This is a genomic window from Flavobacterium aquicola, from assembly GCF_003385115.1.
Lineage (GTDB): Bacteria > Bacteroidota > Bacteroidia > Flavobacteriales > Flavobacteriaceae > Flavobacterium > Flavobacterium aquicola.
In genome coordinates, this window is sequence record NZ_QUNI01000005.1 from 284301 (window position 1) to 298826 (window position 14526).

Consider the following 14526-nt stretch of genomic DNA (forward strand, 5'->3'; position numbering starts at 1 on the left):
AATTAAAATGAAATACATAATTATAAACGCATAGGATGCTTTTTAACTCTCTAAATTTTGCAATTTTTTTGCCAATCGTTTTTCTTCTTTATTGGTTTGTGACAAATAAATCACTCAAATTTCAGAATCTATTATTGCTTGCATCAAGTTATTTTTTTTATGCCTGCTGGGATTGGAGGTTTTTATTTTTATTGATTTTTTCCACATTATTGGATTATTTTACCGGAATAAAAATGTCTGAATCAAAAGATCAAAGAACTAAAAATTTTTGGTTTTGGTTAAGTATTTCGATAAATCTAGGTTTTCTAGGTGTTTTTAAATATTATAATTTTTTTATTCAATCATTTGCAGATGCAGTCTCTAATTTTGGGTTCCATGTAAATCCTTGGACATTAAATGTGATCTTGCCTATAGGAATTTCATTCTATACTTTTCATGGCTTGTCGTATGTAATTGACATTTACAAAGACAGAATAAAAGCAGAAAAAAATATTATTGATTATTCTTTGTTTGTTAGTTTTTTTCCACTGTTGGTTGCCGGGCCTATTGAACGAGCAACACATCTTTTACCTCAAATTCAGAAAAAAAGAACCTTTGATTATACCAAGGCAGTTGATGGCTTAAGACAAATTTTGTGGGGATTATTCAAAAAAATTGTAATTGCAGATCAATGTGCTCAACATGCCAATATAATTTTTAATAATTCATCTGAATATTCGGGAAGTACCCTTGTGCTAGGAGCAATATTTTTTTCATTTCAAATTTATGGTGATTTTTCAGGTTATTCAGATATTGCAATTGGAACAGCACGGCTTTTTGGTGTCGACTTATTAAGGAATTTTGCGTTCCCTTATTTTTCAAGAGATATTGCAGAGTTTTGGAGAAGATGGCACATTTCACTTTCAACTTGGTTTCGAGATTATTTATATATTCCATTAGGAGGAAGCAAGGGGGGTACGTGGATGAAAGTTAGAAATACCTTTGTTATTTTCTTAGTAAGCGGATTTTGGCATGGTGCCAATTGGACTTTTATTGTTTGGGGTTTGCTTAATGCCTTGTATATTATGCCTTCTATTGTTTTTAATACAAATCGTAATAATCTGGACATCGTGGCTCAAGGAAAATATTTGCCAACTGTCAAAGAAATTTTTCAGATGGGACTCACTTTTAGTTTAACCATTTTGGCATGGATTTTTTTTAGAGCAAATAATTTAGAACATGCTATTAATTACATCTCGGAAATATTTTCAAGTTCATTATTTACTTTTCCTAAATATGACCAAGATGATTCTAAAAAAACATTATTTATCTTATTATTTATTTTTATAGTTATTGAATGGATGGGAAGAGAAAATCAGTTTGCTATTGCAAAAGTGACTAATTGGAAGCCAGTTTTTAGATATTCACTATATTATTTGATTATAGTTATAATCTTTTGGTTCAGTGGTAAAGAACAGCAATTTATTTATTTCCAGTTTTAGTATATGAAAAAGTTTATTCTCAAGATATTTTATTTTGTCTTGCCTTTGTTAATTATATCTTATCCTTTTGACTATGTAGTTTCATATTTTCTAAGCCAATCGAATGAACCTCCTGGTGAATTTGAAGTTATGAATGATATTTATAATTCAAATGCAAATTGTGATATTGCAATTTACGGTTCTTCAAGAGCATGGGTACATATTGATTCTCAGATAATTACTGATTCATTGAATTTAAAAGCTTATAATTTTGGAAATGATGGACATAGTTTTGATTTACAATATTTACGTCACTTAGAATTTCTCAAATATAATAAGAAGCCTAAAACAATAATTCTAGCTGTTGATGTTTTCTCTTTGGAAAAAGGTACAGGTTTATATAAATCGGATCAATATCTTCCATATATGCTGTGGAATACTAATATTAAAAAATTTACAAGTTCATATATAGGTTATAATAATTTAGATTATTATATTCCAATTATCCGATATATAGGAAAAAAAGAAGTATTAAAAACAAGCAAAGAAATACTTATAAATGGAAAACCTGCAAAAAAATATCGAAAAAATGGTTTTTTAGGTATGGATAGGGAATGGAGTACTGATTTTGAAAAAGTTAAATCCAAACAAAAAGAGTATGTTGCAAAATTAGATAAGCAAAATATTGAGTTATTTGAGACCTTTATTCAAGAATGCAAGAGAATGAAAATAAATTTGATTTTGATTTATACACCTGAGTATATTGATGGACAAAAATTTGTATCAAATAGAAAGGAAGTGATTGCCATATATGCAAAATTTTCAAAACTTTATGATTTAAAATTTTATAATTATTCAAATGATCCAATATGTTTTGATAAAGCATTTTTTTATAATGCAAGCCATTTAAATAAAAGAGGTGCTGAAATATTTACTAAAAAATTTGCAAGTGTCTTAAAAGCAAACAAGTTGAACTAGCTTTTAATTAAAGTATCATTTTTTAGGAATTAAAAAGAATAAAAACTATGCAAATCAAAACAAAAGCCATAGTAATATCAGCTTTAAAATTTCAAGAGAAAAGCTTGATTGTAAAATGTTTTACTTTATCCAGCGGACTGAAATCTTATATTGTACGCGATGCTTTTTCCTCACGAAGAGGTAGTTCCAAAATAGCTTATTTTCAGCCTTTGACTATTATCGAAATTGAAGCTGTTCATAAAAATAAAGGGACTTTGGAAAATTTCAAAGAAGTAAAAATAGCTTCCCCTTTTCATTCGATACATTCGGATATTTTTAAGAGCACTATGGTTTTGTTTCTTTCTGAAATTCTGCATCATTCAATACATGAAGAAGAGAAAAATGAATCGTTGTTTACGTTTCTGGAAACAGCTCTGCATTGGCTTGATCAGCACGATGAAATTTCCAATTTTCATTTGATTCTGATGCTGGAGACCACAAAATATCTTGGTTTTTATCCTGATAAATCAGATATAGATATGCCTTTTTTTGAAATGATTGAGGGAGTTTTTACTCCTTTTCATGCTGTTAGTTCTCTTACTGAACACGAAACTCAATTGTTCAAAAAACTAATTCAGCTGAAATTTGAGAATGGTCAAAAAATATTTCATGTTATCGAAAGACAAGTACTTTTAAAGATTCTAATTGACTACTACAGCTTTCATCTCGACGGTTTCAAAAGACCAAAATCGCTGGATGTTTTGAAAGAAGTTTTTTCTTGATTTTTTAGGCTTATAAAACTATAATGGTCAATGAATTTTAGCATTATTCATTATTTGTAAGACTTCAAAAGACAAATATTAAAATAATATTGAATGTAAGAATTGAATGTGAGAATTGAAAAATAGTCTATTTTTACTTTTTAATTCTTACATTTTTAATTTATGCGACTTTTCCTTTCAAGCCTGTTTTGTATACTTTTTGTTTGTTTCTCAATGCAGTCGCAAAGTTTGCGAACTAGCAATGTAATTTTTGATAAATTAACTAAGCAGCCTTTAGAGAATGTAACTATCTTCAACGAGAAAGATAATTCCATTACAAATGCGGAAGGTTTTTTTTCTTTTGTTTCAGAAAATAACGCAATCAATATTAATTTACTAGGCTACGTCCCGATTAAAACCACTTTTGAAGAAATCAAAAAGCAAGACACTATTTTTATAGAGTCAAAAGTTTTTGAACTCAATGAAGTTTTTGTTGGTAATTTAGAGCCATTCATGAAAAAAGTATATGATAAAATGGGCGAAAATCCTATTCCAAATTACACATCAGACTTTTTTTTGAGAAATGTTTTAAAGAACGACAATACAATTGTTAAATTACAAGATGTTTATGGTAAAAGAAATAGAAATAACATTGAAAAGAACAGCACAAAGATTGAAATTTTGAATATGAGAAAAGTTAGTCTTTTCGAAAAAAAATATCGAGTAGAATTAAAATTTCCTGATTTTAATGAATTATTCACGACAACAGTTCCTCTAAGAGATAAATGCACTTTTAAAGAAGTAGCTTATAATGATAGTAATTATAAAAAAATTGAATTTGAGGCAAATGAAAAAGATGGCTGGGGGCAAACGATGAGAGGATATTTTATCATCAAACGTCAGGATTATGCTGTTATCGAGTTAAAGATAGAAATGATTGATAATCCTGAGACTATTCCTTACAAAGAAATAATGCTCTCAGGAATAAAAAATAGAACAATAAAATACAATAAATTTATGCAATTTAATAAAAGTGAATCTTTTAATAAATATTATTTAAGTAATGCAAAACTTGAGGCAGAATTGGAAGTGTTAGGCGAAAAAAAAATAGAGAAGACATTTTATTATAAGCTTGTTATGAATTATTTCTCTACAAATAGTCCAACAAATGAACAGATAAAATCTAATTTTCCTTCGGATAAAGATATATTCAAGGCTAAATTTCCTTATTCAGAAAATTTTTGGAATAATCAAAATCAATTGCCTCTAACGAATGAACTTAAAGATTTCTTGAATCGGGTTTCTGAAAATAAAGAGAAGGAAAAGGAATTTGAGGTTATTGGGAACTTTTAAAAAAGATTGAAGTTTGTCTTTAAAAAAGTAAAAATAGAGTTGAGAGCAGGAACCATATTTTCTAAAAATCCCTAAGATCCCTGCTTCTAAAAATTGATCATCAACTTTTGTTTATACTAAAGGTTCTATTGAAAAAAAGTCAATTTTGGATTGTTTAAAATTTCGAATTCGGTTCATGACTGCATTTCCATTATGAGAGCCATCGGAATTGGTGTTTCCTTCGATGGTTTCAATTATATCGCCATGAATGGCCGTTACAATTCCGGTATGAACCCAATCGTTTGGTGTTTTTTGCAATAAAAAAATGTCTCCTGGTTTTATAAGACTTGGATTTGTTCTCGCTGTTTGATAACGGGTGAGTAATTTTTTTTGAAGTCCAATGGTGCCTACAGTATCACAGCTGTACGTTAATGGAATCAGGGTTTTGAAGTTTTTTCCCTGAATAGATGCCGCTTGGTCAAGTATTGCCTGCACAAATCCCATGCACCAAAACCAGTCGGTTCCTTCATTTCCGTCCATGTAGCTGCGTACCCAAGGACCTGTATTGCTTTGATTCTTGATAACAAGTTCGAACGGGTGATTTTTGAGATGATTTTTGGCAGTATTTACAATTAATTCCCGAAGCGTATTCCCTGCGATAGCATCTTCAAAGGCTTTTTTTAGAGGGGCGGAAAGTAAAGCAAATACGGCTTGATCGACAATTCCTGTTTGGGGCAATGCATTGAATTTTTGATAATTGAGAACAGCTTTTTCAGTTGCCGGTCCAAAATCGCCATCAATACTGGCAGCTGTTCCCGAGCTTGGATTTTGCATTGCAAATAAATTCAGCCACGACTGAATTTTTTCAATGTCTTTCTTGTTGTTGTCAGTACCTTTTCGTTTTTGGGGACTCTTGATGAGTAACTCTTTTTTGTAGAATGTTTTTTGCATGGCTTTATTGTTTTAAATGTTTTTCCAAATTATCGCCTATAATCTCTTCTGTTTTTTTCTGTTTTCTAAATCAAAGCAGCCGTACTAAAACATCTTTCTTAGTTGAGACTATAGCATTTTACCTTCTTTAGCATATTCTTTTTTTATTCCCTGAATCAAATAGTTTAGCTGAATAAATTCGTTTTTATCTTCAATGGTTTTAAGACATGCATATTGAATTATATTGACAATATTTGAGCCTGTAATCTCATATTTTTTAGAGAGATCTTTTAGGTTAATATCATTTGATAATTTAATCCCTTTAGGCAGATTGGTTTCCCATAGCCGCAATCTTTCCGGATATTGGGGGATTTCAAACTCAATAATAGATTGAAATCTTCGGGTAAAAGCGGCGTCAATATTACTTTTGAAATTGGATGCTAGTATCACTAATCCCGGATGGTTTTCGATACGCTGCAGTAAATAAGAGACTTCCTGATTTGCATATTTGTCATGGGCATCTCGCACATTTGTCCGTTTTCCAAAAATAGCATCGGCTTCATCGAAGAATAGAATCCAATCTTTGTTAATGGCTTTGTCAAATAATGCTGACAGGTTTTTTTCGGTCTCTCCTATGTATTTTGAGACTATCATCGATAGGTCTATTCTGTAGACGTCTTTGTTTGTGTATTTTCCAAGCAAGGATGCGGTTAAGGTTTTTCCTGTTCCAGGAGCTCCATAAAACATGACTCTGTAGCCGGGTTTTATTTTGCTTTTCATATCCCAGTCGTGGAGCAAAATATCATTAAACCGCAGCCAGGTTTCAATTTCTTTTATTTCCTTTATGGTATTGCCGTTGAGTACTAAATCGTCCCAATTGAGCTTAGTTTCCAAAAGTTCGGCGGGGAAATTACTGCTCATTTTTGGTTTCAAAATTTTTCCGGAAATGAACAGCTCAATATATTCTTCGTCCAGAAACAGCAGTCCGCTCATTTTGGGTTCTCCCACAGGAACTTGGTCTATTTTGATGATGCCTTTTGTAAAAACATAGGATTCATCATTTAGAAAGCTGATGAAGGCTATCCGGGCATTTAAATCATTCCCGGCAATAAGAAACAGTGCTGTTTCGGCAGTTGGGAGTATGCCTCTGTGGTTTTTTGATTTTAGTCCTCCAAATTCGGCAATTTCTCCGCCATTAGGGAGGTATTCTGCCACAATCGAACTTAAAAAACTAGGAAGAATATTTGGAACCAATGCCAGCGCTAACAATAAAACATCATTATCTGATAAATGATTTTCGATGATTATTTTATTGACAGCATCCTGTGACTTTGTTTTTTTGAACACTGGTTTTTGCGACGGATTATCAACCATAAAAATAGTGTCCAGCTGATGGATGAATTGCAGTTTTAAATATTCGAATATGGTTTTCATTTTTGTATTGGTGATTTTGGATTTAATCGGTTATTTTTCTTTTATTCAATTTACTTGAACTCAGTAAAGAGAAATTTCATACTGTCTTCTTTTTTGAAGTAGATTTTATAGAGGAGTTTGCTAATTTATTGTGTTTTAATTTTTTTATACTAATGAGATATTTCTTTATTTGTGAGTAATTTATGTAAAAATTAATGATCACTTTTTGCTCTGTTTTCTGGTCCAGATAAAACTTGAGCATTAGAATAACTATTACTACCGCCCCTAGATCTCGCAAAAATATGATCAATATTTGGTTTTTTGTCATGTCCTACATGTAGTGAATTGTCTAATTCTTCTCCTGAAATATCGGACTTGTTAACACCATTATTTAGGTAACGATTATGATTCAAAATGTTTGTTTTCTGTGAATTAGAAAAATGTTTATAAGGAGCAACTTCACTTGGCACATCAACAAACTGGCTACCATATATTCCAGGATTGTCAGTGTTTCTATTGAGTTTACTGAATAATTCAACTAATGATGTAATTTTTTTACCACCAATCTCAATTTGACTTAAATTTGATAAATCAGTTATTACAGATGAAAGAAATCTATCTAAATGCACTGGAAAAGGCTGTCGTTGATGTTGTGTCCATGGCTCATAAACATTGCGTACAATAGAGTTATGTTCGGTTATATTTACTGCATGTTCTAATCTTTGACGTATTCTCGTTTTTCCAGTAAAATTGTCCATTGTATTAACTTCGTTTAGTGCACTAATGAGTCCAACGTTAACTACTATTTGTCTATTGCTGGCCATTAAAATTTCTATTGATCCATTTTGTACTCTAGCTGTAAGTGTATGACCTTCATCTCCCATGGAAAAATTTTGTTCTGTTGTAACATCTGGAACTTGAATTAATGATTGTTCGTTTGTAGCAGCAGCTTCAGGCGCACCTCTTCCCATAATCCGATCCAGCATATTCATTCCCGTATCCACCGCTTTATTTACCAGCCACGTAAGTGCCTCATCAACCATTTGCTGGACAGAAATAATTATTTCGCCAATTCGTCTGCCAATTCCCGAAAGTCCAACCTGATTGGCAAGGAAACCAATCACAACAGGCATGGCTTGTCCCATAGTTCTTTCAAGATAGTTGGCAGCTGTGGTTACATTTCCTTTGGCTACATCGGCAACGCCATTTACAAATGAGTTGACCACTTCGAGCATTTCACGCAGGTATTTTATAAAACTTTGTATGGCACTGTACAAAGCCATTGCTCCATTAATTACCGCCATGATTCCGGTTGGGTCTAGCATACTCAGCAATCTGGCGGTGATGCGGTTTACAATTTGCTCCATCACAAAGTTTTTCACTGCATCAAGAACGGTATTCCAAAGATTGCTCAGTTGTTCTTGTATTTTATCCCAAATGGCCGCCATTCCCCGTTCCTGAACATCTTTTATAAATGTCCAAATTCCTTCGAGAGTGTTAATCACGCTGCGAATTCTAGCGACTCTTGCTGGGCCTATGCGAGGATGTGCGGCCAGTTTCTCCCAGATTTTTTCCATAGAAATCCCTAGGACTTCTAGCACCCAAGAAATCACGCCTCTTAAAGAGAAATCAGTAAGCACTGGCACATTAGCATCTTTGAGTTCGCTCATGAGCCAGCCTGTGAGTCCGCCAACGAGATGTGTGACAATGTTGTCAAAGAACTGTTTGAATCCTTGTTTTATGGCTCGAAGAATATTTTTTAAGAAACCTATTGGATCTTTTTTAATATCCTCTATAGCTCCCATGGCCCTATTGATAATATTGCTGATGAGATCAAATGGGAAGTTCATTATTTCGAGAATCGCAACAATAATAATTCTAATGATTTCGGCAACAAAAGCAATTAGTCTGCCGATTGGTTCTCCAAATTTTTCGATAATTCTCAAGAAAGCATCCAGCGGATGAATCAAATCGTCAATTGTGAGTGAATTCCAAATATCTGTAAATAATTGGATAATGTATGCCGGAGTCATATTAAGAGTGGCTACAGCAGCTTCAATCTGACCTACAATTCTGGCAATAGCTCCAGTTTCTTCCATTTGGGCATATTGGGCATCGCCTCCTTCCATTAAACTCATGAACCCTTTGATGACGTTTGGAATTGTAAATGGAACAACTTCCTCGGTAAATGGATCCTTGCCAATGATTACTTTTATAAGGGAATAACCTTGTACTGCACTTGCTTGAGATGAAAGCCATCCTAACAGTGATTTTTTGACTAGTTCTAAAACTTTGAGTGCAACTCCTGCAGCAAAATTCCAAACACGCTCTAAGAAACTTCCCGCTCTGACTGCCAAAGCCGAAAGATTATCTGCAATATTGGCTAGATTTGAGGGCTGTATGGCATTCCAGGCATCGGTAATAAGCCCTCTTAGTTCTCCCAATAACGACATGAAAGTAACCACTTGAGTATCCATCCAGTCGGCTGTTTCCTGCAGTGTGCCTTTTTCGCGCATTTGCTCCAGCTCCGTTTCCTTACCAATTAATTTTAGGAAATCTTCGAGAATTTCGACGGTTGTTGCATTAACTTCTACACCTCGAAGCGGGTCGTATTTAATAATTTTTTTGATCAGTGCATACGCTTTGTTTTCGGCCAATAATGGTTCAGCAACATCAATTAATGCCTCTTTAATCCAAGTTATAATCTGGTCAACTAGAGAAGTGGCAAAATTAGTAACGCGGGCAACAACCGTATTAAATTTAGATGTAACTACATCTATAAAGGTGCTAAGCGAGGATTCGTTCCAAGCATCCTGAACCAGCTTAAGCAGCGAATCTAGAGATAAGCCCAATTCGCTCAATCTTCCATTGACCCAATTAAATACGCGGTCTATGATACCATATTCCTGTGATTTATCGAATATTGCTGTTCCAAAAGGAATTAATCCCATAAATCCTTCGATTAGATTAATGGCATTTCTATCAACATTTATGTCATTTAGAGGGTCATAACCAGCGACGACAGTAAGCAGTGTGTAACCCGGAATGTGTCTGACATTATTTTTTATAAAATCAGGAATCAGGCTGGATAATAATGAAGTCTGAATCATTTCGGACTTTTGTATTGTCTCTGGTTTTTTTCTGATGACTGCTCCCTGCTGTACCGTATGTGTGAGTTCGTGCGCAAGCAGGTGTTTGCCCGACTGTGTATTGGGATTGTATTTTCCTTCGTTAAAATAAATATTATTGCCCGTTGCAAATGCCTGAGAACCTAACTGCTTGTTCATCTGCACAGCATTAGAATCGTTATGGATTCTAACATTGCTAAAATCGGTTCCAAAACCCGATTCCATTTCTTTTCGAGTATTTCCAGATAGTGGAGAACCTCCGCCTTTGCTGCTGTTTAAATTGGATTCTAAATTAGAGTTATCGCTAGGATTGGCATCGCCGGCAGGACTTTTTTGTATTTGTTTTTCCTCGTCTTTGGTTTGTTTTTCTTCTTCTTTTTTTTGCTGTAAATTTTCTTCTTTGCCTTTATTTTGGATTAAAGGTTTGATAGAAGGGCTGTTTACTGAGCTAGTATCTGTTTTTTTAACTTCTGTTTTTTTCTGAATTACCTCTTCTTTTTTCTGGATTTTATCTTCGAGTTTATTCTGAATTAATGTTTTTGATGCGGAAAAAGCTGGATTGATTTCTCGTCTTTCTGGTATTCTGGAATCGAGTTTGTTTTGGATCGATTCACCTTTTAGCTGTATAACAGGCGTTATGGTTTCGGCTACACTTTTTTGCTGAATTTTTTTGTTCTTTTCTTCTTGTTTTTGAACATCGCGGGCCAGCTTTTTTTGCACTACCGGCGATGGCGAAAAGAACGCCCCCGTGTTTACCGTCTGTTTATTGGCAACGACTTGGTCTGCTACTCTATCGGCTTCTGCCTCAAACTTATCGTTAGGTTTTCCTATATTCAGTTTTGCCTGTATCCCAAAAAAAGATTCCTTACCCTTGTCATGATGTGACGCAGAGTGAGAAGGATTTGTATTTGTTTTTTTGGTTAGGACTGACATATTTTATTGGCTTACGCTGTAATTTGATTTTAAAGCCGAACTAGATCTTGAATAAATTCTAATGAAATATTTATCTCCAGGAGTAACACTTGCGATATTAAATTCTAAGGTTGAAGGGATGTTCTCCAGCGATATTCTTTTTGAACCTATATTAGTGTCATCTATAAGACCGCATTTAATAACCTGAGCACTGAAATCTTCTTTGATCCAAGAGCCAACAGGTTCCATATAATCTACATCAATAACTATTTTTAAAGCGTCACTCTTGGAAGGGACAAAAGTTTCTGTATAACAGGTATTGTGAAAATCATAGCATGAGCCGGATAATTTTAAATGTTTGGTTGAGCCGCAATCCGGATCGGATAGTTTTTGAACATTATTTGGAGTCTTGCTGCCCGTTTGCTGTATCGTATGAGTGAGTTCATGTGCAAGCAGATGTTTGCCTTCTTTGGAGTCTGGCTTGTATTTTCCTTTATTGAAATAGACATCGCTGCCATGTGTGAAAGCCTGTGCCCCCAGCTGTTCGCTCATTTGCACGGCTTTGCTGTCTGTGTGGATGTTTACACTGCTAAAATCGGTTCCAAAACCCGATTCCATTTCTTGCTTTGTGTTTTTGTCCATTGTACTGCCGCTTCCTTTTGACCTGTTGAGGTCATTTTCGATTCCTTCATTATCTGGGCTGGACTCTTTTAATTTTGCCTGAACTGGTTTTTTATCTTCTTCTTTTTCTCCTTTTTTCTGCACTTTTTTGTCTTCGCCCTCGCAATCGGCACATTTTTTTTGCACTTGCTTATCTTCTTCTTTTTCTCCCTTTTTTTGTACTTTTTTGTCTTCCTCCTTGTCGGATTTCTTTTGTACTTTTTTATCTTCTTCTTTTTCTCCCTTTTTTTGAACCGTTTTTTTATCTTCTTCCTTATCGGATTTCTTTTGAACCTTTTTGTCTTCTTCTTTTTCCTTGCCTTTTTTTTGCAGTGGCTGTTCCTGTGCCAGATCTTGTTTTTGAACCGTTGAAATGGTTTCTGAAATGGGTTTTTGCTGCACGCCTTCTTCTGTTCTTGATTGCAGCAGTCCTCCTCCTTTGCGTTTGTTAACTACTTTATCAGCAACATTATCTGCTTCTGTTTCATATCTGTCTCCTACTGTTCCAGTAGTTAGTTTTTTTTGAATTTTAGGTCCAAAAAAAGGAGTGGAGAAGTGGCTGCCTATTTTTTTTTGTTCAAATTCTCTCATGATCTTTATTATTTTGCCATTTCGGATTAATAATTCTTTTTACTAAACAAACTGCGGATTATTCGCCATAACGCCTTCTTTCTGCAATGCGCTTTTTATTTGCATATACCAATACGGAAATATTTTAGAGAGTCGAAGTTCAATTTCGTCAACAATGTATTTTTCATATTTTTTTGTACCATGAAAATGAGAGTATCCCATCTCATCTGCATCTTTTCCTTGTTCGATTATATTTTCTCCTTTTAGCAACAGTGAGGGTTCAATATTGTTATGATTAAGTAATGTGGCCAGTGTGTATTGTTCAATTAGGATGCAGGGTTCTTGTCCTTGTTCTTTTAAAACTATAAAGGCTTCTCTATTTTCGAGATATATTTTTTCTAAATCATAATAAGCACTTACAAATTGGTCTCGGAGTTCCAAATTATTAAAACCCAAAATACCGCAGTTGTACGTATATCCTAAATCATGATTCCAATAAAGCAGATTTTGGGTGTATTGATTAAAAAAATCTACTTGTGGCCTGTAATGTGTTGCGTAATCTTGTTCGCTTCGTTCCAATAAGATGTCACTGAAACTAAAATCTATTTTTTTCCTGATAAATACATCAGTGTCTAAGTGAACAAATGGCTTAGTTTGCTGCATCATCGCATTGATTTTTGATTTCATCCATAATTCTTCATTCTCATTTTTGGCAACTTGTATTACTTTACAAGGCAGCATATACAGAAATTTATAAGCCATTTCGTCAACATAAAGCTCGATGTCGCTATACCACAAATGACTGTACAATATGCTTAACGCCGTCATGTAAATCGTTTCTGTACTTTTGTTTCCCATTTTCCAGCGGTTGTTCATGATGGGATGTACATCGAGACTATATATTATTTTATGTTTGTCGCTCATGTTAATTATAGTTCTTGGTTTTAAGACATATTTTCTTTCTCTACCGCCGTCTTTATTTGTTCGTACCAATATGGAAATATTTTAGAAAGCCGTTCCTCAATGGCTCCCACAATATTTTTCGTATATTTTTTTTTCCCGTAAATGTGGCTGTACCCTATTTTATCAGCATGATTGCTCTGGTCAATCATGTTTTGCTGATACAGCAGTAAATTTGGTATTACACCTTTATGCTTTAGGAACGACGCAAGCATGTATTGTTCTATAACTACGCATGGCTCGTATCCCTGCCGTTTGTATGGCAGGTAACTTTCTCTGTTTTTTATATATATTGCTTCTAATTCGTAATAGGCATTTACAAATTGATTACGGATCTCCAGGTCGTTAAAACCTAAAATCCCGCAATTAAAACAATTGCCTACATCCTCATGCCAATAGTCCAAATGCTGTGTGTATTGATTAAAAAAAGGCAGCTGGTTTTTATAATGTCCATAATATTCGTCATCACTTCGTTCAACAATTACCTTATTAAAATTAAAATGTATTTTTTTCTTTATAAAAATATCAGTGTCAAGGTGCACAAACGGCTTGATTTGCTTATTTATGGCATGAATTTTTGATTTCATCCAAAGTTCTAAGTCATCATTATTTGGCACTTTTGTAACTCTGCACGGCAGCATATATAAATACTTATAAGCGATTTCGTCTACATAAAACTCAATGTCTTTATACCACAAATGGCTGTATAAAATACTTAATGCCGACATGTAAATAGTTTCCTTTAGTTTATTGCCGGCATTCCAGCGGTTATTAATAATAGGAAGCACATCCAGACTGTATATTATTCTTGGTTCTTCCTTCATGAAACATTTTTTTTAATGGTATGTATCAAATTTTTTTCTTCCAAAAAAGTTACATTGTTGTATAAAGATGCTTTTTTGCTGTGTTTATATAATCGTTTCCATTCGTAATTTATTCCTGCTATTTCCGAAGTTTTCAGGTGGATCTCATTGTTATGGAATTTTTTCATTTCATTAAATGAAGAGTGCCATACCATTTTGCCCAAAAGAGGAGATTGCGTAAGGGTTAACGTCGAAAAATCTTTTGGAAAATTATCTACATTTATTTCCTTGCCATAAATTTTGAATTTATAAACCAATGTTTCCCCGTTTCGGGTTCTGTAAAATTTAGAGATATACCTCTTTACGTCAACTTTATTCTTAATTGGATCTAAATCTTCTTCGTTTTCATAAATTATATCCAAATCATTTATGTGCATTTGATAGTACTGCCGAAGATTTAAATAATCTGCGACTCCCCCGCAAAAAGCAATTTTCGACAAATCAAGATTATCGAATATAAATCCGAGCGCTTTTTGCTGTTCAGTAAAAATGTTTTTTTTATCTATTTCTAAAAAAGGCGTTTTTTCTATTTCCATAATGCTTCTTAAATTTCGGGATTAGAATTCTAAAAGGGCTTGTT

The 14526-nt window shown here is 33.7% G+C and carries 11 protein-coding genes; 4 read left to right on the plus strand and 7 right to left on the minus strand.

From position 1 onward, the window contains the following. Positions 1-35 precede the first annotated feature (35 nt). The 4 genes from C8P67_RS10925 (at position 36) to C8P67_RS10940 (ending at position 4531) form a co-directional block, all read left to right on the plus strand. Entirely contained in the window at positions 36-1481 is a 1446-nt protein-coding gene (locus tag C8P67_RS10925; RefSeq protein ID WP_115813207.1) for an MBOAT family O-acyltransferase, read from the plus strand. Between the two features lie 3 nt (positions 1482-1484). Next, positions 1485-2438, plus strand: a complete 954-nt coding sequence (locus tag C8P67_RS10930) for a hypothetical protein (RefSeq protein WP_115813208.1) — start codon at positions 1485-1487, stop codon at positions 2436-2438. Between the two features lie 47 nt (positions 2439-2485). Continuing rightward, the gene (gene recO, locus C8P67_RS10935) at positions 2486-3199 is read left to right on the plus strand and encodes a DNA repair protein RecO (RefSeq protein WP_115813209.1); all 714 of its coding nucleotides are present in this window, start codon (positions 2486-2488) and stop codon (positions 3197-3199) included. A 213-nt stretch (positions 3200-3412) separates the two neighbouring features. Then, entirely contained in the window at positions 3413-4531 is a 1119-nt protein-coding gene (locus C8P67_RS10940; RefSeq protein WP_115813210.1) for a peptidase associated/transthyretin-like domain-containing protein, read from the plus strand. Between the two features lie 111 nt (positions 4532-4642). Here the strand turns inward: C8P67_RS10940 and C8P67_RS10945 are convergent, their stop codons facing one another. The 7 genes from C8P67_RS10945 to C8P67_RS10975 all read right to left on the minus strand — a co-directional run bounded on the left by C8P67_RS10945 (position 4643) and on the right by C8P67_RS10975 (position 14482). Continuing rightward, complete coding sequence (locus tag C8P67_RS10945) at positions 4643-5461, minus strand: peptidoglycan-binding protein (RefSeq protein WP_115813211.1); 819 nt, start codon at positions 5459-5461, stop codon at positions 4643-4645. 108 nt (positions 5462-5569) lie between these two features. Continuing rightward, the gene (locus tag C8P67_RS10950) at positions 5570-6874 is read right to left on the minus strand and encodes an ATP-binding protein (RefSeq protein WP_115813212.1); all 1305 of its coding nucleotides are present in this window, start codon (positions 6872-6874) and stop codon (positions 5570-5572) included. Between the two features lie 191 nt (positions 6875-7065). Beyond that, positions 7066-10914, minus strand: a complete 3849-nt coding sequence (locus tag C8P67_RS10955; RefSeq protein WP_245980422.1) for an eCIS core domain-containing protein — start codon at positions 10912-10914, stop codon at positions 7066-7068. A gap of 3 nt (positions 10915-10917) precedes the next feature. Next, a complete protein-coding gene (locus C8P67_RS10960) occupies positions 10918-12144 on the minus strand; it encodes an eCIS core domain-containing protein (RefSeq protein WP_245980423.1) in 1227 nt (408 codons plus the stop codon). Between the two features lie 42 nt (positions 12145-12186). Further along, positions 12187-13116: a DUF6734 family protein gene (locus C8P67_RS10965; protein ID WP_245980424.1), complete on the minus strand. Its 930-nt coding sequence runs from the start codon at positions 13114-13116 to the stop codon at positions 12187-12189. Then, positions 13068-13907 (minus strand): DUF6734 family protein, encoded by an 840-nt coding sequence (locus tag C8P67_RS10970; RefSeq protein ID WP_115813214.1) that lies wholly within the window; start codon positions 13905-13907, stop codon positions 13068-13070. Before C8P67_RS10970 ends, C8P67_RS10965 begins: the two co-directional genes overlap by 49 nt. Beyond that, on the minus strand, positions 13904-14482 hold the full coding sequence (locus C8P67_RS10975; protein WP_115813215.1) for a hypothetical protein: 579 nt from the start codon (positions 14480-14482) through the stop codon (positions 13904-13906). Before C8P67_RS10975 ends, C8P67_RS10970 begins: the two co-directional genes overlap by 4 nt. Positions 14483-14526 lie beyond the last annotated feature (44 nt).

What these genes read in the sequence shown, in the direction of transcription:
- recO (WP_115813209.1), top strand. Translation starts at nt 2,486, where the DNA reads ATGCAAATCAAAACAAAAGCCATAGTAATATCAGCTTTAAAATTTCAA.
- C8P67_RS10930 (WP_115813208.1), top strand. Translation starts at nt 1,485, where the DNA reads ATGAAAAAGTTTATTCTCAAGATATTTTATTTTGTCTTGCCTTTGTTA.
- C8P67_RS10955 (WP_245980422.1), bottom strand. Translation starts at nt 10,914, where the DNA reads ATGTCAGTCCTAACCAAAAAAACAAATACAAATCCTTCTCACTCTGCG.
- C8P67_RS10940 (WP_115813210.1), top strand. Translation starts at nt 3,413, where the DNA reads ATGCAGTCGCAAAGTTTGCGAACTAGCAATGTAATTTTTGATAAATTA.
- C8P67_RS10950 (WP_115813212.1), bottom strand. Translation starts at nt 6,874, where the DNA reads ATGAAAACCATATTCGAATATTTAAAACTGCAATTCATCCATCAGCTG.
- C8P67_RS10975 (WP_115813215.1), bottom strand. Translation starts at nt 14,482, where the DNA reads ATGGAAATAGAAAAAACGCCTTTTTTAGAAATAGATAAAAAAAACATT.
- C8P67_RS10960 (WP_245980423.1), bottom strand. Translation starts at nt 12,144, where the DNA reads ATGAGAGAATTTGAACAAAAAAAAATAGGCAGCCACTTCTCCACTCCT.
- C8P67_RS10945 (WP_115813211.1), bottom strand. Translation starts at nt 5,461, where the DNA reads ATGCAAAAAACATTCTACAAAAAAGAGTTACTCATCAAGAGTCCCCAA.
- C8P67_RS10970 (WP_115813214.1), bottom strand. Translation starts at nt 13,907, where the DNA reads ATGAAGGAAGAACCAAGAATAATATACAGTCTGGATGTGCTTCCTATT.
- C8P67_RS10925 (WP_115813207.1), top strand. Translation starts at nt 36, where the DNA reads ATGCTTTTTAACTCTCTAAATTTTGCAATTTTTTTGCCAATCGTTTTT.